Annotated in this window: 17 protein-coding genes; 12 read left to right on the forward strand and 5 right to left on the reverse strand. The window is 63.5% G+C overall.

All coding sequences use genetic code 11. The features are described 5' to 3' along the window. The first annotated feature begins 93 nt into the window (after window positions 1–93). The 3 genes from rnd to ACI2KG_RS11890 are packed head-to-tail and all read left to right on the forward strand — an operon-like array spanning window position 94 to window position 2,452. A complete protein-coding gene (rnd, locus tag ACI2KG_RS11880) occupies window positions 94–1,227 on the forward strand; it encodes a ribonuclease D (protein WP_404662033.1) in 1,134 nt (377 codons plus the stop codon). Then, window positions 1,224–1,517, forward strand: coding sequence for a YcgL domain-containing protein (locus ACI2KG_RS11885; protein WP_016488604.1), 294 nt, complete (start codon window positions 1,224–1,226; stop codon window positions 1,515–1,517). The genes rnd and ACI2KG_RS11885 overlap by 4 nt, the downstream gene beginning before the upstream one ends. A gap of 2 nt (window positions 1,518–1,519) precedes the next feature. Further along, on the forward strand, window positions 1,520–2,452 hold the full coding sequence (locus tag ACI2KG_RS11890) for a D-2-hydroxyacid dehydrogenase (protein WP_404662034.1): 933 nt from the start codon (window positions 1,520–1,522) through the stop codon (window positions 2,450–2,452). A 201-nt stretch (window positions 2,453–2,653) separates the two neighbouring features. Here the strand turns inward: ACI2KG_RS11890 and ACI2KG_RS11895 are convergent, their stop codons facing one another. Then, window positions 2,654–3,247, reverse strand: coding sequence for a nitroreductase family protein (locus ACI2KG_RS11895; protein ID WP_404662035.1), 594 nt, complete (start codon window positions 3,245–3,247; stop codon window positions 2,654–2,656). Between the two features lie 222 nt (window positions 3,248–3,469). On the opposite strand from ACI2KG_RS11895, the gene ACI2KG_RS11900 reads away from it, so the two are divergent. Both ACI2KG_RS11900 and ACI2KG_RS11905 read left to right on the forward strand, forming a co-directional pair. Further along, the gene (locus ACI2KG_RS11900; RefSeq protein ID WP_201200656.1) at window positions 3,470–3,919 is read left to right on the forward strand and encodes a YcgN family cysteine cluster protein; all 450 of its coding nucleotides are present in this window, start codon (window positions 3,470–3,472) and stop codon (window positions 3,917–3,919) included. A gap of 41 nt (window positions 3,920–3,960) precedes the next feature. After that, a complete protein-coding gene (locus ACI2KG_RS11905) occupies window positions 3,961–5,169 on the forward strand; it encodes a hypothetical protein (protein ID WP_404662036.1) in 1,209 nt (402 codons plus the stop codon). Window positions 5,170–5,530: 361 nt separating this feature from the next. Here ACI2KG_RS11905 and ACI2KG_RS11910 read toward each other — a convergent pair whose 3' ends face one another. Beyond that, window positions 5,531–5,869 (reverse strand): DUF2892 domain-containing protein, encoded by a 339-nt coding sequence (locus ACI2KG_RS11910; RefSeq protein ID WP_404662037.1) that lies wholly within the window; start codon window positions 5,867–5,869, stop codon window positions 5,531–5,533. Between the two features lie 273 nt (window positions 5,870–6,142). Between ACI2KG_RS11910 and gabP the strand changes: the two genes are divergently transcribed. The 6 genes from gabP (at window position 6,143) to ACI2KG_RS11940 (ending at window position 14,100) form a co-directional block, all read left to right on the forward strand. Further along, window positions 6,143–7,540 carry a GABA permease gene (gene gabP, locus ACI2KG_RS11915; protein WP_404662038.1) on the forward strand — a complete coding sequence of 466 codons (1,398 nt, stop codon included), beginning with the start codon at window positions 6,143–6,145 and terminating at the stop codon, window positions 7,538–7,540. Window positions 7,541–8,021: 481 nt separating this feature from the next. Continuing rightward, window positions 8,022–8,738 (forward strand): GntR family transcriptional regulator, encoded by a 717-nt coding sequence (locus tag ACI2KG_RS11920; protein ID WP_404662039.1) that lies wholly within the window; start codon window positions 8,022–8,024, stop codon window positions 8,736–8,738. 62 nt (window positions 8,739–8,800) lie between these two features. Continuing rightward, window positions 8,801–10,120, forward strand: a complete 1,320-nt coding sequence (locus ACI2KG_RS11925; protein WP_404662066.1) for an NAD(P)/FAD-dependent oxidoreductase — start codon at window positions 8,801–8,803, stop codon at window positions 10,118–10,120. A 182-nt stretch (window positions 10,121–10,302) separates the two neighbouring features. Then, window positions 10,303–11,631 carry an MFS transporter gene (locus ACI2KG_RS11930; protein WP_404662040.1) on the forward strand — a complete coding sequence of 443 codons (1,329 nt, stop codon included), beginning with the start codon at window positions 10,303–10,305 and terminating at the stop codon, window positions 11,629–11,631. Window positions 11,632–11,702: 71 nt separating this feature from the next. Further along, a complete protein-coding gene (locus ACI2KG_RS11935) occupies window positions 11,703–12,596 on the forward strand; it encodes a dihydrodipicolinate synthase family protein (RefSeq protein ID WP_404662041.1) in 894 nt (297 codons plus the stop codon). Between the two features lie 13 nt (window positions 12,597–12,609). After that, window positions 12,610–14,100, forward strand: a complete 1,491-nt coding sequence (locus tag ACI2KG_RS11940) for an aldehyde dehydrogenase (RefSeq protein ID WP_404662042.1) — start codon at window positions 12,610–12,612, stop codon at window positions 14,098–14,100. 201 nt (window positions 14,101–14,301) lie between these two features. On the opposite strand, the gene ACI2KG_RS11945 is transcribed toward ACI2KG_RS11940, so the two are convergent. Next, the gene (locus ACI2KG_RS11945) at window positions 14,302–14,772 is read right to left on the reverse strand and encodes an RNA methyltransferase (RefSeq protein ID WP_404662043.1); all 471 of its coding nucleotides are present in this window, start codon (window positions 14,770–14,772) and stop codon (window positions 14,302–14,304) included. Between the two features lie 71 nt (window positions 14,773–14,843). Beyond that, on the reverse strand, window positions 14,844–15,215 hold the full coding sequence (locus ACI2KG_RS11950; RefSeq protein ID WP_016488597.1) for a YajD family HNH nuclease: 372 nt from the start codon (window positions 15,213–15,215) through the stop codon (window positions 14,844–14,846). 134 nt (window positions 15,216–15,349) lie between these two features. On the opposite strand from ACI2KG_RS11950, the gene ACI2KG_RS11955 reads away from it, so the two are divergent. Continuing rightward, window positions 15,350–15,628, forward strand: coding sequence for a hypothetical protein (locus ACI2KG_RS11955; protein WP_404662044.1), 279 nt, complete (start codon window positions 15,350–15,352; stop codon window positions 15,626–15,628). Window positions 15,629–15,768: 140 nt separating this feature from the next. Here ACI2KG_RS11955 and ACI2KG_RS11960 read toward each other — a convergent pair whose 3' ends face one another. Continuing rightward, entirely contained in the window at window positions 15,769–17,811 is a 2,043-nt protein-coding gene (locus tag ACI2KG_RS11960) for a S9 family peptidase (RefSeq protein ID WP_404662045.1), read from the reverse strand. Between the last annotated feature and the right edge of the window lie 40 nt (window positions 17,812–17,851).

The raw sequence follows: 17,851 nt of genomic DNA on the forward strand, positions 1-17,851 counted from the left end.
ACTGCACCATTGATCGATATCAAGGATGGCCCGGGTTTCACCAGCAGTGCCCTCGCCGTATATACTGCGCGCCAATGTTAGTGGGAGAGCCTTGTGGCCATCGAAATTCACTGGATCCGTGACGACCAGAGCCTGGCCGAACACTGCCGCGACTGGCATCAGCTGCCCTTTGTCGCCGTCGATACCGAATTCATGCGGGTCGACACCTTTTACCCGAAAGCCGGGCTGATCCAGATCGGCGACGGCCAACGGGCGTTCCTGATCGACCCGCTGTCGATCGGCAACTGGCAACCCTTGGCCGATCTGCTCGAAGACAGCAGCGTGGTCAAGGTTCTGCACGCCTGCAGCGAAGACCTCGAGGTGCTGCTGCGCCTGACCGGCAAGCTGCCCCAGCCGCTGTTCGACACCCAGCTGGCCGCCGGTTACCTGAACCTGGGCTTCTCCATGGGCTATTCGCGCCTGGTACAGGAAGTGCTGGGCATCGAGCTGCCCAAGGGCGAAACCCGCTCCGACTGGTTGCAGCGCCCGCTGTCGGAAACCCAAGTCAGCTACGCTGCCGAAGATGCCGTGCACCTCGCCGAGTTGTTCACCGTGTTGCACCCGCGCCTGAGTGACGACAAGTACGCTTGGGTGCTGGAGGACGGTGCCGAGCTGGTGGCCGCCCTGCGCCGCGAAGTCGAGCCCGAAAGCCTGTACCGTGACGTCAAGCTGGCCTGGAAGCTGGCCCCGCAGCAACTGGCCGTACTGCGCGAGCTGTGCGCCTGGCGCGAGCGTGAAGCGCGTAGCCGCGATGTGCCGCGTAACCGCATCCTCAAGGAGCACTCGCTGTGGCCCATGGCCAAGAGCCAGCCGAACAACCTGTCGGCATTGGCCAAGATCGACGAGATGCACCCGCGCACCATTCGTCAGGACGGTGAGTTCCTGGTCCAGCTGATCAAGCGCGCCGCCAGTCTGCCGGCTGAGCAGTGGCCAGCGCCATTGCCCGAGCCGCTGCCGATCGAGGCCGCCGGCATCCTCAAGCAGCTGCGCGCCATCGGCCAGGCTGAAGGCGAGCGCCTGGGTATTGCCCCTGAGCTGATGCTGCGCAAGAAAGCCCTGGAGGCGCTGCTCAAGAGCGGCTACCCCAATGGCCCCTATCAACTGCCCGATTCGCTACGCGGCTGGCGCCGTGAGCGCATGGGCCAGGCCCTGCTGGATAACCTGGCAGGTGCCGGAGAGACCCGATGAAACGCATTTGCTCGATCTACAAGAGCCCACGCAAGAACGAAATGTACCTGTACGTGCTCAAGGCCGACGGCCTGGAACGCGTGCCCGAAGGCTTGCTGCCGGCCTTCGGCACCCCCATGCACGCGTTCGACCTGGTGCTCAGCCCCGAGCGCAAGCTGGCCCGCGAGGACATCACCAAGGTGCTGGAAAACCTCGACAATCAGGGCTACCACCTGCAGATGCCGCCGCTTGAAGACGAATACATCGAGCACCTGCCCGAAGAGCTGCTGCGCCGTAACGACCCGGTCTGATCATGCGCGTATTGATTGCCGAGCATGACCATGCCCGCTACGCCGAGCTGTTGCGCGCAGCCGCGCCTGAAGTGGTAATCCTGACCAGTGGCGACTCGGCCGAACTGGCCCGCCAGGCACCCCAGTGCCCGGTGTGGCTGGGCCAGCCAGACCTACTGGCGAGCTTGCTGCGCCAAGGCCACAAGCCCGAGTGGATACAGTCGACCTGGGCCGGCATCACGCCGTTGCTGGCCGATGGCCTGCCGCGTGATTACCGCCTGACCCGTGCGGTGGGTATCTTTGGCCAGGTGATGGCTGAATACATGCTCACCTACCTGCTGGGCCATGAGCGCGAGGTGCTGTCGCGCCTGGTCAGCCAGGTCGAGCGGCGCTGGGACGACCGCCCGGGGCGTACCCTGGAAGGGCGCAAGGTGCTGATCGTGGGCACCGGTGACATCGGCCAGCGCGTCGCCGAGTTCCTGCAGCCGTTTGGCGTGGCGCTATACGGGGTTGCCAGCAGCGCCCGCGAACAGGCACCGTTCGTCGAAGTGGCGGCGCTGGCCGACCTGCCGCGCCTGGTTGGCCAGGTCGACTACGTGCTCAACCTGCTGCCCGATACCCCTGCCACCCACGACCTGTACGACGCTGCACTGTTCAAGTGCTTCCAGCCCACGGCGCTGTTCATCAATGCCGGGCGTGGCGCGGCGGTGGTGGATGCTGACCTGGTAGAGGCGCTGAAAGAGGGCCACCTGGCCGGGGCGGTGATCGATGTGTGCCGCCAGGAGCCGCTGCCCAAGCAGCACCCGTTCTGGACAGCCTGGGGCTTGCTGCTGACCGGGCACAGCTCGGCGCCCACCTCGCCGGCGGCGATGGTGCGGTTGTTTGTCGAGAATGTACGGGCTTATGCGGCCGGGCAGGGGATGCGTGGCGAAGTCGATTTCGCTCGGGGCTATTGATTTGTAATGCCTGTACCGGCCCTATCGCCGGCAAGCCAGCTCCCACAGGTACCGCATAGCCCTTGCGACCTGTGCCAGACCTGTGGGAGCGGGCAAGCCCGCGAAGAGGCCAGCACAGGTAGCCCACGGAACCTGAAGGCTGTGCAGATCCCTGTGGGAGCTGGCTTGCCGGCGATGAGGCCAGCAAAACCAACAAAGGGCTTACAGACTGAAATCACCCTCAGCCGCCAGCTCACTCAGCGGCTTGCGCGGGCTAGGCACTTCACGCGACTGCAGCGCTTCGTCCAGGCTGGCCTTGTCCCCCAGCTTGCCGATCGCCACCATGGCATGCAGCACATAGCCTTCCGGAATCTTCAGTTCCAGGCGGGCCACCTCCTGGTCGAAACCGGCCATGCCATGGGTATGCCAGCCACTGATGCTGGCCTGCAGGGCCAAGTGCCCCCAGGCGGAACCGGTGTCGAAGGTGTGCCACAGCGCCGGTTTTTCTTCGGTAGCACCCGGGGCGGCGAAGGTGGTCTTGGAAATCACCAGCACCAGCGCCGACGCCTGTTGCGCCCAGCTGCGGTTGAACGGTACCAGCAGGCTCAGGTAACGCTCCCAGCTTGGCGTGTCACGGCGGGCATACAGGAAGCGCCAAGGCTGCGAGTTGTACGCCGACGGTGCCCAGCGGGCGGCTTCCAGGAAGCTCAGCAGGGTTTCTTCACTGATCGGCTCGGCAGTGAAGGCGCGTGGCGACCAGCGGTTGATGAACTGCTCGTTGATGGCGTAATCGGCAACGCGGGGGTTGGCGCTCATGGCGGCTCCTGCAAAAGGACGGGAAACGCCCACGCTACTGCGTCCCGTCGTGACTGACAAGCGGTCTGGCTTTGCCGAAGCCCAGGCCCTAGACTGGCGCCGCCATGGCCCCCAGCTTCAAGTTGCAAGCTGCAAGCCCCAAGAGAAAAGCCGTATGCGCTGCCTTTGCTTGAAGCTTACAGCTTGAAGCTAGTAGCTGACTCCATGCAGGAAACCCGTGTAATGATCGCTGAAAACGCGCCGTTCTGGCGGCGCAAGACCCTCGAACAACTCAACCCGCAAGAGTGGGAGTCGCTGTGCGACGGCTGCGGCCTGTGCTGCCTGCAAAAACTCGAGGACGAGGACGACAACAGCGTTTACTACACGCGCATTGCCTGCAAGCTGCTGGACCTGCAAACCTGCCAGTGCAGCGATTACCCCAACCGCTTCGCCCAGGTGCCAGACTGCATCCAGCTCACCCCAGGCAAGGCTGACCAGTTCACCTGGCTGCCGAGCACCTGCGGTTACCGCCTGGTCAGTGAGGGCAAGGACCTGCCCGCCTGGCACCACCTGGTCTGCGGCGATCGCCAGCAGGTCCATGAACAGCGCATTTCCCAGGCGGGGCGTATGCTCAGGGAGCAGGATGTGCACGAAGACGACTGGGAAGACCACCTGATCTTCCGCGCCAGCTGACCGGCGCGGCCCGCTGCCAAGGGGAAACAAGGAGTTTCTGTATGCGTTGCCAGCTGTTAATGCTGTTGGGCCTGATGGCCAGCGCGCCCGCTTGGGCGAAAAAGGTCAACCTCGACTACGAAGTACGCCTGCTGCCTGCCAGCGGTCAGGCGGAGGTTCGCCTGACCTTGGCTGAAGGCAGCGCGGTGCGCAGCCTTGACTTCGACCTGGGCAAGGCCGGGGCCTACAGCGGCTTCCAGGCCGATGGCCAATGGCAACTGAAAGGTCAGCGCGGGGTATGGCAGCCTGCGGCCGGCAAGACCAGCCTCAGCTACCGCGTGCTGCTGGACCAGAAGCTTGCCAGCGGCGCGTTTTCGTCGCGTATCACCCCGCACTGGGCGTTGTTCCTGGGTGACCAGTTGGTACCGCCTGCGCGCCTCGACCAGCAGGATGGGACCGAGCTGGTGGCGCGCCTGGCATTCGACCTGCCTGAGGGCTGGAAGAGCATCGAGACCTCCTGGCCGCGCGTCGGCAAGGACAAGTTCCGCATCGACAATGTATCGCGCCTGTTCGACCGGCCGACTGGCTGGATGCTCGCGGGTGATCTGGGCAGCCGCCGCGCCCGCCTGGGCAATACCGAAGTGACCGTGGCCGCACCGGTGGGGCAGGGCATGCGGCGCATGGACAGCCTGACCTTGCTTACCTTCGTCTGGCCGCAGCTGCAGGCGGTGTTCCCGCGCAACCCGCCGAAGCTTTTGCTGGTGGGCGCACGTGACGGCATGTGGCGCGGGGCGATGGCGGCGCAGGGCTCGTTGTACCTGCACAGTGCCCGGCCAATGGTCAGCGAGAACGGCAGCAGCCCGTTGCTGCGTGAGGTGGTGCAGTTGTTTGCACAGATTCATGGGCGTGACGGCAGTGACTGGCTAGTGGAGAGCCTGACCGACTATTACGCCAGTGAGTTGCTGCGCCGTTCAGGCGGGGTGAGCGATGACCGCTACCAGGCCTGGCAGGCGCGCCTGAGCAAGCAGGGCGCCAAGGTCACCCGGCTCAAGGGCGAGCACGCAAGCCCAGCCCAGGTGGCCCGCGGGGTGATGCTGCTGCAAGCGTTGGACAAGGAAATCCGCATCCACACCCAGGCCAAGCGCTCGCTGGACGATGTGGTGCGCGGGCTGATGCGCCTGCCGAGCGTCAGCACCGAAGAGTTTGTGCAGATCAGCGAGAATGTGCTGGGCCGGCAGTCCGAGGTGTTGCAGAGCAAGGCGTTGCGCTAGGCATCTCTATCGGCTGTGCTGGCCTCTTCGCGGGTAAACCCGCTCCTGCAGGGCAATCACCGCCTGTTGTAGGAGCGGGTTCACCCGCGAAGAGGCCGGCACTGGCCAGTCGTATCCCTGCAGCCATGAGCGCCCTGTGGGAGATCACCCAGCCCTTCCGGGCTGCGCTGTCTCGCAGAGAACAATGGCCATTGTGGGAGCGAGCTTGTCCCGCGAAGCAGGCAACGCGGTGTCTGGCACCGGCTTTGCCGGTGTTCGCGGGACAAGCCCGCTCCCACAAGTTTCACCAAATCAATAAGTTAGAGTTTGTTCTATGAGAGCAGGCCTGCCGGCGATAGGGCCAGCACAGGCAATGCATTAATCAGCTGCCAGCCAGCGGATCCTTGCCGGTCACGGTCACCCCCTCGGTAGCTGCGTTGGCACTGGCCTTCAAGGCCTCCAACTCCGCCGCACTGCGTTCGATATCCGAACGCAACCGGTGATACTCCTGCCGATGCCGCTGCCACCAGGCTTTGGTCGAGCAATGCCCGCTGACCCCACGCGCCACCGCCAGGCCACCCACCACCATCTGCAACAAACCGACCAGGCCGCCGTGGCGCAGCCCCTTGCTGACCATCAGCGCCCCGCCGGCCAGCGAGCTGACCCGTTCCAGACCACGGACATTATGCTGCGACGACGCAGCGGAATGGATATCGAGCATGACAACCCCTCCATGTGAAATGTAATCAGCTGACCCGCAGCGCGCCGCCCGCGTTCATTCGAGTCGCCCAGCGGCAACTGATATCGCCTTCAGGGCTCTGTCATGCATCTTTCAGCGATGCCGATGTCATCTATGGTCAAGTCCGTGGCGAATCCAGGCATCTTGACTGCCCCCTCGCTGGCGTACCGTGACCGGGCGCGAAGCTCATCCACGCTGGGTTTCGATCCAGGAGCTTCACGTCCCCCCACAAAGAAAACAAAAGCAGGGATCAGGATGACAATGACAAGCGCGAGTGGCGCCGGCAATCAGCTGGCGCAAGGCTTCAAGCAACGCCATGTGACCATGCTGTCCATCGCCGGGGTAATCGGTGCCGGGTTGTTCATCGGCTCCGGGCATGCCATCGCGGCGGCCGGCCCTTCGGCCATCGTCGCCTACACACTGGCAGGTGCGCTGGTGGTGCTGGTGATGCGCATGCTTGGGGAAATGGCGGTCGCCAGCCCCGATACCGGCTCGTTCTCCACCTACGCCGACCGCGCCATTGGCCGCTGGGCCGGCTTTACCATCGGCTGGCTGTACTGGTGGTTCTGGGTGCTGGTCATACCCATCGAAGCCATCGCCGCTGGCGTAGTACTCAACAACTGGTTCCCGCATATCGATGCCTGGTTCTTCGCCCTGAGCATGACCGTGTTGCTGACCGCTACCAACCTGTTCAGCGTGGCCAAGTACGGCGAGTTCGAGTTCTGGTTCGCCATGCTCAAGGTCATCGCCATCGTTGCCTTCATCGCCTTGGGCGCAGCCGCGTTGGCCGGGGTGCTGCCGGGTCGTGAAGTCAGTGGCCTGCCACTGCTGCTGGATCAGCAGGGTGGCTTTATGCCCAATGGCTGGACGGCGATCATCGGCGCCTTGCTCACCACCATGTTCAGCTACCTGGGCACCGAAGCGGTGACCATCGCCGCCTCCGAGTCGAAAGACCCGGCGCGCAACATCGCCAAGGCCACTCGTTCGGTGATCTGGCGCATCAGCGTGTTCTACCTGCTGTCGATCTTCGTGATCATTTCGGTGGTGCCGTGGAACGACCCGCTGCTGCCGGTGCAGGGCTCCTACCAGCGCGCGTTGGAAATCATGCACATTCCCTACGCCAAGCTGCTGGTAGACATCGTGGTGCTGGTGGCGGTGGCCAGTTGCCTGAACTCGTCGATCTACATCTCGTCGCGGATGTTCTATTCGCTGAGCAAGCGTGGTGATGCGCCGGGCTTTATCCAGCGCACCTCCAAGGTAGGTGTGCCGCGTGCGGCGGTGATCGGCAGCACGCTGATCGGCATGCTGGCAACCATCGTCAACTACTTCGCCCCGGCCGAGGTGTTTGCCTTCCTGCTGGCCAGTTCCGGGTCGATTGCCTTGCTGGTGTACCTGGCGATTGCCTTCTCGCAATTGCGCATGCGCGCCATCCTGCAGCGGCAGAACGTCGACATTGCCTTCAAGATGTGGCTGTACCCGTGGCTGACCTATGCAGTGATCGGTTTCATCATCTTTGCCCTGGGTACGATGTTCGTCATGCCCAAGCACCGTATGGAGGTGTCACTGACCCTGGCGCTGGCGCTGGTGATCCTGGCGCTGGGGGTGATTACCAGCAGGCGGCATGCGCGGCGGGAGGCTTTGGCTGCTGCTTGATTGCCTGGTACGACGAACGCTTTTTGCTGCTTTTGAAATCGAGCGCCGCCCGCGCGGCGCATCGCGGATAAATCCGCTCCTACATTTGTTGCAACGTGGCCATGCCTGTGAGGCCATGGTTGTCAGCCGGCTTGCAAGACTCAAGACCTGCACCAAGGCTGACGACCATGGCGTCACAGGTTCGGCACGTTGCAACAAATGTAGGAGCGGATTTATCCGCGATGCGCCGCGCGGGCGGCGCTCGGTCGTATAAGCGCTAAAAATCTGTCGATTTGTCTGATCCGGATAATTACCTGTCCGGTTTGGCAATGCAGCCACCAGGGTGTTTAATTCCACCCCTGATCCCTGCGGAACCCCCTAAAACAAAGGCCCAGGCAGATTTCACCGTTCATCGAAAATGCTGTAGACACATTGTCTAACAGTGCCATATAGTCGTTATACAAATAGTAGACATAGCGCTATGACAACAAAGAAGGCCGCCATGAAAGCCAGTGTTCAACCACTCACCGCTGAAGTGCCGCAGGACCGCAAAGCCGTCCTTGCCGAAGCACTGCGCCGCCGGATTCTCAGCATGGAACTGGCCCCGGGCGCGGTGGTGGACGAACTGGCCCTGTGCGACGAATTTGGCCTGTCGCGCCCCCCGGTCCGTGAGCTGCTGCGCCAGATCGCCGCTGAAGGCTACATCGAACTGGAAGCCAACCGCGCGCCACGTGTCGCCGCCATGAACCACGAGTCGCTGCACAGCTTCTACGTGGCCGCGCCGCTCATCTACGTGGCCACCACCCAGCTGGCCGCCACCTACGCCAGTGCCGATGAAGTCGAAGTGCTAAAGGCTATCCAGGCTAAATTCCGCCAGGCCATCGAAGAGCGCGACGTGGAAAACCGCGTGCTCTACAACGACGCCTTCCACCTGGAAATCGGCAAGATGGCGCACAACGATTACCTGATGCCAAGCCTGCGTCGGCTGCTGATCGACCATACCCGCCTGGGCAAGATTTTCTACCGCCACCCGACCACCGACGACATGCAGCGGGACCTCGAGATCGCCTGTGAGCAGCACGAACAGATGATCGAGGCCATCGAGCGCCGTGATGCGCCGACTGCTGGCCAGCTGGCCCGTGAACACATGGAGCTGTCGCGCCGGCGCATGGCCGAATATGCCGCCCCGCAAGGGCTGGATGTACCGATCCAGATATGAAATACCCCGGTCGGGCCACCGGTGCTGACCACTCGTCAAACAACAAGATCCAGGTTAGTGACATGACAAGAATAAGTTCGTTACCTGCCGATGATGCCAGCTGTGGCTGGTATCACCTGAGCAAACCCCGCACGCCAAGGCCGGCCCACAGTGGTCACAGCCAGGCGCGTTGGGCAGTGGTCGGCGCCGGCTTTACCGGCCTGGCCGCTGCGCGGCAGCTGGCAACGAACTTTCCGGATGACGAAATCGTGCTGATCGAGGCGCAGGAGGTCGGCTTTGGCACTTCTGGGCGCAACGCCGGCTTTGCCATCGACCTGCCGCATGACATCGGCGCCGAGGACTACATTGGCGACATCGACATCGCCAAGACCGTGCTCAAGCTCAACCTGGGCGGCCAGTCGTACCTCAAGGAATTGATCGAGCGCTACGACATCGAGTGCCAGTTCCGCCACTGCGGCAAATACCAGGCGGCCATCGAAGACCGAGGCATTGCCGTGCTGGATGCCTATCGTCGTGGCCTGGACAAGCTTGGCCAGCCTTGCGAAGTGATCGAACGCCGCGATCTGCCTGACCATATCGGCACGCACTTCTACCGCAAGGGCCTGTTCACCCCTGGCACCGCCTTGCTGCAACCCTCGGCACTGGTCAAAGGCCTGGCCGACAGCCTGCCGAGCAATGTTTCGCTGTACGAGCACACGCCGATCACCGACGTCGATTACGGTCACAAGGTCGTGCTGCGCCACGCCAATGGTTCGATTACCGCCGACAAGCTGGTGCTCACGACCAATGCCTTTGGCATGAGCTTCGGCTTCCTCAAGGGCCGCATGCTGCCAGTGTTCACCTACGGCAGTATCACCCGCCCGCTGACCGAAGAAGAGCAGGCACGCCTGGGAGGCAAACCGTACTGGGGTGTGATCCCCGCCGACCCGTTCGGCACCACCCTGCGCCGCACCGTCGACAACCGCCTGCTGATCCGCAACAGTTTCAGCTACAACCCCGACGGGCGCAGCAACCGCAAGTACCTCGAGCGCTTTGTCGAGCGCCACCGCGAATCGTTCGCCCGGCGTTTCCCGATGTTGCCTGAAGTGAACTTCGAATACACCTGGGGCGGCGCACTGGCATTGTCGCGCAACCACATGGGCTTCTTTGGCAAGTTGGCGCCCAATGTCGTCGGCGCACTGTGCTGCAACGGCTTGGGCGTTACCCGGGGCACCGTCACCGGCAAGTTGCTGGCCGACTGGCTGGCCGGTGACAAGAACGAACTGATCGAATTCCTGCTCAATGCCCCCGGGCCTTGCGCAAACCCGCCGCAGCCCCTGGTTTCCCTGGGCCTGAACGCCAACCTGATGTGGGGGCAGTTCCGCGCTGGCAAAGAAAGCTGATCGATAGCAGGCGATAGGCTTAGAACAGACAGGTCGGCGTCGATAACGCCGGCACGGGCTCACTCAGCCCGAAATTGACGGCCGGTAGCCAATACCGGGTACCCGGGGCTGAACAGTGTTTTCAGTTTCGCGGGCACGCTCGCCTTGAATTTGTGCATGTAGCAGAAGTGGCAGGAACAATAATGACAAGTCCTAATGTTTCGATTGAAGAAGTACCGATCAACAACTTTCACCAGTTGCTGACCCTGCGTTCCGGTGGCGGCTCGTTCGTCGACGGCTATGTACTGAGTATCATCGGCGTGGCCATGGTGCAGATGTCCGCGGGCCTGAGCCTGACCAGTTTCTGGCAGGGCATGATTGCCGCCTCGGCGCTGATCGGGATTTTCTTCGGTGGCTTCTTCGGCGGTTGGCTGACCGACCGTTTCGGCCGCAAGCGCGTGTTCTTCGTCGGCCCGACCCTGTTTATTCTGGCCTCGCTGGCGCAGTTCTGGGTGGAGTCGGCGCTGGCCCTGTTCCTGCTGCGTTTTGCCATCGGCATTGCCGTGGGCATCGAATACCCGGTGGCCACTTCGCTGCTGGTGGAGTTCCTGCCCAAGAAGAACCGTGGGCCACGCCTGGCCACCCTGACCGTGCTGTGGTTCGCCGGTGCGGCCACTGCCTACATGGTCGGTGAGGCCATCCTGCGCCACGGCGGTGACGAGGCCTGGCGCCTGGTGCTGGCCAGTGCCGCGGTGATTGGCGCGCTGCTGTTCGCCATCCGCCTGGGCACCCCCGAATCGCCACGCTGGCTGATCAGCAAAGGCCGTTCGGCAGAGGCCGAGCAGGTGATCAAGCGCGTGTACGGTAATGGCTTCTCGCTCAGCAACCTGCCGGAAGAGCCCAAGTCGCGCAAGCTGTCGTTCCTTAGCCTGCTGCACTCCGGCTACGGCAAACGCATGCTGTTCGTCACCCTGTTCTGGACCTGTTCGGTGATCCCGGTGTTCGCCGTCTACGCTTTCGCGCCGAAGGTGTTGGGTGCGCTCAACCTGAAAGGGGACTGGGCAGCGATCGGTTCGGTCGCCATCACCTGCCTGTTCGTGGTCGGCTGCATCATCGGCACCCGCTTGCTGAATACCATCGGCCGGCGCACCACACTGCTGCACAGCTTCTTCTGGTCGGGGCTGGCACTGCTGGGCCTGGGCGCCTTCAGCCACGGCAACGAGATGCTCATCCTCGCCCTGTTCGGCGCCTACGCGCTGTTCATCGGCGGTGCCCAAGTGCTGCAGCTGGTCTACCCCAACGAACTGTTCCCCACCGAAATCCGCGCTGGCGCGGTGGGCGTGGGCACCTCGATGTCGCGTATCGGCGCAGCCGTCGGCACCTGGCTGGTGCCCATCGCCCTGGATAGCTACGGCATCGGCGCGACCATGTATGCCGCCGCCGCCGTGACCTTCGTCGGCCTGGCCTTCTCGGTCGCGCTGGCCCCGGAAACCCGTTCGCTGAACCTGCAGCAAGCGGCATCGCTGAGCTGAACCCAAACAACCCACCGCAGCGACGCCGCTGCGGGCTTTACCACACTGAGCAACGCACTGGAGAACCTACCGTGAAATTCCAAGGCATCTACACCCCGGCAATCACTCCGCTGGCTGCAGACGGCTCGATCGACAAGGCGGCATTCGCCGAGGTCCTCGAATACCTGGTCGAGTCGAAGATCCACGGCGTCATCATTGGCGGCTCCACCGGCGAGTACTACGCCCACACCACCCAGGAACGCATCGAGCTGGCCGCCCAGGCCAAGGATGTGCTCAACGGCCGCCTGCCGCTGATCGTCGGCACCGGTGGTATTCGCACCGAAGATGCCGTGGCGTTCGCCCAGCATGCAAAGGAAATCAAGGCTGACGCACTGCTTGTCGGCACCCCGCCGTACGCGCTGCCGACCCAGCAGGAAATCGCCCTGCACGTCAAAGCGGTCGACGCCGCCGCCGGCCTGCCGATCATGCTCTACAACTACCCGGGCCGCATGAGCGTGAGCATGGGCGAGGCGTTCTTCGACGCCGTTGCCGACGTGAAGAACATCGTTGCCATCAAGGAAAGCTCCGGCGACATGGCCCAGCTGCACCGCCTGGCCATCCAGCGCCCGAACATCCAGCTGTCGTGCGGCTGGGACGACCAAGCCCTGGAGTTCTTCGCCTGGGGCGCCCAGAGCTGGGTTTGCGCCGGCTCCAACTTCATCCCGCGCGAGCACGTAGCCCTGTATGAGGCTTGCGTGATCGAGAAGAACTTCGACAAAGGCCGCAAGATCATGAGCGCCATGATGCCGCTGATGGACTTCCTCGAAGGTGGCAAGTTCGTCCAGGCGATCAAGAACGGCGTGGCCCTGAACGGCCTGAAGACCGGTGGCGTGCGCAAGCCGCTGTACGACCTGGATGACGCCGAGAAGCAAGCACTCAAGCGCGTGGTCACCGAGCTGAAAGCCACCATCGCCCAGATCAAATAAGGAGGCCGGAAAAATGGCTGAATTGCTGAGCAAGGAACAATACGCGGCCATCGCCGCCGAACTGCAACTGCGCACCCAGGCGTTCATCGACGGTGAATTCCGCGACGCCATCTCCGGCCGCACCTTCGTCACCACCAACCCGGCTACCGGCAAACAACTGGCCGAGGTCGCTGCCTGTGACGTCAACGACGTCAACGTGGCCGTGGCCGCAGCCAAGCGCGTGTTCGAAGAAGGCACCTGGTCGAAGATGCAGCCCAACGACCGCAAGCACGTGCTGCAGAAGTTCGCCCAGCTGCTGGAAGACAACGCCCACGAGCTGGCGGTGCTGGAAGCGCTGGACAGCGGCAAGCCGGTCAGCGAGTGCCAGACCGTCGACGTGCCGGAAACCATCCACACCCTCCGCTGGCACGCCGAGCTGATCGACAAGATCTACGACGCCACCGCGCCGACCGGCAACGCTGCCGTGACCATGGTGGTGCGTGAAGCCATCGGCGTGGTCGGCCTGGTGCTGCCATGGAACTTCCCGCTGCTGATGCTGGCCTGGAAGATTGCCCCGTCGCTGGCCGCCGGTTGCTCGATCGTGGTCAAGCCGGCCAAGGAAACCACCCTCAGCGCCCTGCGCGTGGCCGAACTGGCCCACGAGGCGGGCATTCCGGCTGGCGTGTTCAACCTGGTGCCTGGCGGTGGCCGCGAAGTGGGCGAGGCCATTGGCCGCCACATGGACATCCCGATGGTCAGCTTCACCGGCTCCACCGACACCGGCCGGCTGTTCCTGAAATACGCGGCCGAGTCCAACCTCAAGCGCATCGTCCTGGAGCTGGGTGGCAAGAACCCGGCCGTGGTCATGAACGACTGCGAAGACCTCGACGAAGTAGCGCAGTTCGTCACCGCCGGTGCGTTCTGGAACATGGGTGAGAACTGCTCCGCCTCGTCGCGCCTGATCGTGCACAAGGACGTGAAAGACGAACTGCTGGGCCTGATCGCCAAGCACCTGAAAGACTGGAAACTGGGCGACCCGCTCGACCCCGACAACCGCCTGGGCGCCATGGTCAGCAAGTCGCACTTCGAAAAGGTGAAGTCGTACCTGGAATACGCTGCCGAGCAGAAACTCAGCATCGTTCAGGGCGGCGAAACCGAAGAAGGCGTATTCGTGCAGCCGACCATCGTCGACAACGTTGGCCGCGACAACAAGCTGTTCGTCGAGGAAATCTTTGGCCCGGTGCTGAGCGTAACCAGCTTCGAAACCATCGACGAGGCGATCGAGCTGGCCAACGACACCGTCTACGGCCTGGCGGCTTCGGCCTACACCGGCAGCCTGCGCAATGCGCTGCGCCTGTCGCGTGAAATCCGTGCCGGCGTGGTCACGGTCAACTGCTTCGGCGAAGGTGATGTGAGCACGCCGTTCGGTGGCTACAAAGAGTCTGGCTTTGGTGGGCGCGACAAGTCCATCTGGGCCCACGACCAGTACACGGAGCTGAAGACCATCTGGATCAACGCTTCGTGATCTGAGCAAGACCGGTGCTGTTCTGACGGAGTTCGGCACCTGGCCGCCTTGTGTTTGCAGGGCTGGCCCTTTCGCGGCGGTTCGACGCCTCGATAAACCCGCTCCTACAAGGGTCCACACTGCCCCTGTAGGAGCGGGTTCATCGAGGCGTCGAACCGCCGCGAATAGGCCGGCCCTGCAAACACAGTGGCGGCCTTTTTATTACTTGAACTTGGGCCCCGACCGGGTATTCAGCCCCTTGGCCATCCGGTCATACAGCACCACATTCACCGTCGCCGCCAGGTTCATGCAACCCTCGGTCGGTATGTAGATGGTTTCTTCACACCACCCCCGCACCTCTTCGCTCAGCGAACCATCCTCCGGCCCGAAGATGTAGATGGCCCGGTCCGGGTGGGTATATTCCGGCAATGGCCGCGCCCCTTCCACCAGCTCCACCGCCACCGGCGTACAGCCCAGCGGAATGATACGTTGCAGGTCGTCGATGCCGATCAGCGGGATATCGTAGTGCACGCGCTTGGTGTCGGTGACAAAGTCACGCGCGCGTTCGTACCGTTTGCCGGTGTAAAACACCGAATTGACGCCATAGCAGCCCGCGGCGCGCATCACCGAGCCGACGTTTTCTGGCGATTTGGGGTTGAACAGGCCGATGCAGCTGTATCGTTTGTTTGCCACGTACCGGGGCCCTTCGCGAAAAAAGCGCGATTATACGGGCTGCCCGGTAGCAGCGGGGGGCGAATCGATGGTCAGTCTTTCTTCAGCATGCCGGCCAGCGCAGCAAACGGGTTGTGGGTGGCCTTGGCGATGCTCGGGGTGCTGGTGGAGCCTTCGCTGAAGTATTGCTGGTCGGTGTAGCGCGAGTGCTCGTTGTCGTGGCAGTACAGGCACAGCAGCTCCCAGTTGGAGCCATCCTGCGGGTTGTTGTCGTGGTTGTGGTCACGGTGGTGCACGGTCAGCTCGCTCAGGCGCTTGCCGGCGAACTCGCGGGCGCAGCGGCCGCACACGTGCGGGTACATTCTCAGGGCCTTGTCGCGGTAGCCCATTTCCTTGTCGCGCTTGGCATCGGCAAGGATGCGGTCCAGGCGCGCGGTGGCGGCGGCGGAAGAGGTGGAACTCATGGGGTGTTTCCTTTGTTCTGATCAGGCAGATGACGGTTATGCCATTGAGTCTAGCGCGCTTGCAGGGCAGGCGGACAGGCGAAAGCTTTGATTTAGGCGTAGCCTGTAGGAAGGTTCCCGACAGGAGGTTGCTGATGTCGCGCGCGATCCTCGCTGTGCTGTTGCTGGCTGGCCTACCTATGGCCGAAGCCGCCAGCACACCACCCCGGCTGACCACGCCGGTGCCCGGTGCGCCGGGTACACCCACACCCACGCCATACCCGCAGATAACCCCGAGTGCGCCGCCCAAGGCGTATGACAGCCAGCCGGGGGCGCCGTTGTTGCCACCGATGCCGGTGCCGGGGCCGCCGAAGGACCAGCCATTACCGGGGTTGCGGCCGGAGCCTGCGAAGCCGGCGGTGGATGATGATTGACTGACAGAATTGTGGTGGCTGTGGGATTTTGGGGCTGCTCTGCAGCCCATCGCGACGCAAGGCCGCTCCTACAGGAGACCGCGTTCCCTTGTAGGAGCGGCCTTGTGTCGCGAAAGGGGCGCAAAGCGCCCCCAGCTATCTCAAGCAATACCTAGTTCGCCAAACACGAACGCATACTCAAGGGCCACATCCTTCAACCCCTGATACCGCCCGCTCATCCCGCCATGCCCGGCGCCCATCTCGGTCTTGAGCAGCAGCAAGTTCCCGTCAGTCTTGCGCGTACGCAGCCGCGCCACCCACTTCGCCGCTTCCCAGTACTGCACGCGGCTGTCGTTGTAGCCCGCTACCACCAGCATGGCCGGGTAGGCTTGCGCTTTCACGTTCTCATACGGCGCGTACGCCTTGATCCGCTCGTACACCTCCGGCTCCTGAGGGTTGCCCCATTCGTCGTACTCGGTCACGGTCAGCGGCAGCTCGGGGTCGAGCATGGTGTTGAGCACGTCGACGAACGGCACTTCGGCAATCGCACAGCGGAACAGCTCGGGGCGCAGGTTGAGCACCGCGCCGATCAACAGGCCGCCTGCGCTGCCACCACTGATCGCGAGCCGATCGGCGGCGGTCACGCCCTCGACAATGAGGTGCTCGGCACAGGCGATGAAGTCGCTGAAGGTGTTGTGTTTGTGCGCTTGCTTGCCAGCGCGGTACCACGCTTCGCCCAGTTCACCGCCACCCCGCACATGGGCGATGGCAAAGGCCACGCCGCGCTCCAGCAGGCTCAGGCGCGCATGCGAGAACCACGGGTCGAGGCTTTCGCCATAGGCGCCATAGCCATACAGGTACAGCGGCACGGTCTGGCCCAGGTCCTGGCGGCGCCGTACCAGGCTGATCGGCACCTGGGTGCCGTCGGCGGCCGTGGCCCACAAGCGCTCGCTGACATAGTCGTCGGCATCGAACGCACCCAGCACCGGGGTTTGCTTGAGCACGGCCTGGGCGCCTGTGGCCAGTTCCAGCTGGCGTACCTGGGCAGGGCGGTTGAGCGCTTCGTAACGCAGGCGCAGGCGTGGGCTGGCGAACTCCAGGCTGTCTTGCACATACAAGCTGTAGGCCGCATCTGGCAGCTCGACGCGGTAGGCCGGCAGGCCTTGCGGGCGCACTTCGATGATCGGCAGGCCGCCTTCGCGCAGGCTCAGGGTCAGCGCACCGGCATTCAGGCTGAGGCCTTCGAGCATGATCGCGTCACGGTGCGCCACCAGTACTTGCCACTGTTCACGGCTGGGCACCGGCGCCACCGGGGCGTGGTACAGGGCGAAGTTGATGCCGTCCTGGTTGGTGCGGATGAACCAGCGCCACTCGCCGTCGAGCTGGCCGTGGTCAGGGAAATACTCGTGGCCTTCGACCCGTGGCGCCAGGCAGACGAAGGGCGCCTGCGGGGTTTGCGCGTCCAGCACCCAGGCTTCGCTGGTGGTCTTGCTGTTCAGCAGCAGCACCAGCTGGCGCTCGGAGCTGGTGCGGTAGCAATGCAGGAAGAAGCGCCCGTCGGGCTCTTCGAACACGGTCTGCGCGCCGTCAGTGCCCAGGGTATGGCGGCGCAGGCGCCATGGCCGGTGGGTGTCGTCCAGTTCGGCGAAGAACAGCGTCTGGCTGTCGTTGGCCCAGGTCAGGCTGCCGTCGCAGTCGTCGAAGGGCAGGGCAGTGACGTCGCCGCTGGCCAGGTCTTTGACGTACAGGCTGTAGATCTCGTCGCCACAGGTATCGAGGCTGTAGGCCAGCAGGCGATGGTCGGGGCTGACGTTGAACGCGCCGAGCGAGAGGAAGCCGCCGTTGGCCAGCGCGTTGGGGTCGAGCAGCAGCTGCTGCTGGCTTTCATCGACGGTGTTGGAATCGTCGGCCGGGCGCGGGCAGCGGTAGTGACGCGGGTATTCGTCGCCGGCGGTGGTGCGGGTGTAGTACAGGTACGGGCCCCAGGGTGATGGCAACGACAGGTCGGTTTCCTGGATGCGGCCCTTGATCTCTTCGAACAGCTGCTCGCGCAGGGGGGCCTGGTCGGCCAGGCAGGCTTCCTGGTAGGCGTTTTCGGCTTGCAGGTAGGCGAGTACCTCGGGGGCGTCGCGTTGCTGCAGCCAGGCGTACGGGTCGGCGGCCTGGTCGGCTTGGGCAATCGGGGGTTGGGGCTTGGTTGGCATTGAGGGTCTCTTGGTTGGGGTTGCCTGTATTGGCCTCTTC

It is taken from the genome of Pseudomonas sp. NPDC089407 (assembly GCF_044900445.1).
GTDB lineage: Bacteria > Pseudomonadota > Gammaproteobacteria > Pseudomonadales > Pseudomonadaceae > Aquipseudomonas.

What these genes read in the sequence shown, in the direction of transcription:
- ACI2KG_RS11885 (WP_016488604.1), top strand. Translation starts at nt 1,224, where the DNA reads ATGAAACGCATTTGCTCGATCTACAAGAGCCCACGCAAGAACGAAATG.
- ACI2KG_RS11890 (WP_404662034.1), top strand. Translation starts at nt 1,520, where the DNA reads ATGCGCGTATTGATTGCCGAGCATGACCATGCCCGCTACGCCGAGCTG.
- ACI2KG_RS11895 (WP_404662035.1), bottom strand. Translation starts at nt 3,247, where the DNA reads ATGAGCGCCAACCCCCGCGTTGCCGATTACGCCATCAACGAGCAGTTC.
- ACI2KG_RS11900 (WP_201200656.1), top strand. Translation starts at nt 3,470, where the DNA reads ATGATCGCTGAAAACGCGCCGTTCTGGCGGCGCAAGACCCTCGAACAA.
- ACI2KG_RS11905 (WP_404662036.1), top strand. Translation starts at nt 3,961, where the DNA reads ATGCGTTGCCAGCTGTTAATGCTGTTGGGCCTGATGGCCAGCGCGCCC.
- ACI2KG_RS11910 (WP_404662037.1), bottom strand. Translation starts at nt 5,869, where the DNA reads ATGCTCGATATCCATTCCGCTGCGTCGTCGCAGCATAATGTCCGTGGT.
- gabP (WP_404662038.1), top strand. Translation starts at nt 6,143, where the DNA reads ATGACAATGACAAGCGCGAGTGGCGCCGGCAATCAGCTGGCGCAAGGC.
- ACI2KG_RS11920 (WP_404662039.1), top strand. Translation starts at nt 8,022, where the DNA reads ATGAAAGCCAGTGTTCAACCACTCACCGCTGAAGTGCCGCAGGACCGC.
- ACI2KG_RS11925 (WP_404662066.1), top strand. Translation starts at nt 8,801, where the DNA reads ATGACAAGAATAAGTTCGTTACCTGCCGATGATGCCAGCTGTGGCTGG.
- ACI2KG_RS11930 (WP_404662040.1), top strand. Translation starts at nt 10,303, where the DNA reads ATGACAAGTCCTAATGTTTCGATTGAAGAAGTACCGATCAACAACTTT.
- ACI2KG_RS11940 (WP_404662042.1), top strand. Translation starts at nt 12,610, where the DNA reads ATGGCTGAATTGCTGAGCAAGGAACAATACGCGGCCATCGCCGCCGAA.
- ACI2KG_RS11950 (WP_016488597.1), bottom strand. Translation starts at nt 15,215, where the DNA reads ATGAGTTCCACCTCTTCCGCCGCCGCCACCGCGCGCCTGGACCGCATC.
- ACI2KG_RS11955 (WP_404662044.1), top strand. Translation starts at nt 15,350, where the DNA reads ATGTCGCGCGCGATCCTCGCTGTGCTGTTGCTGGCTGGCCTACCTATG.
- ACI2KG_RS11960 (WP_404662045.1), bottom strand. Translation starts at nt 17,811, where the DNA reads ATGCCAACCAAGCCCCAACCCCCGATTGCCCAAGCCGACCAGGCCGCC.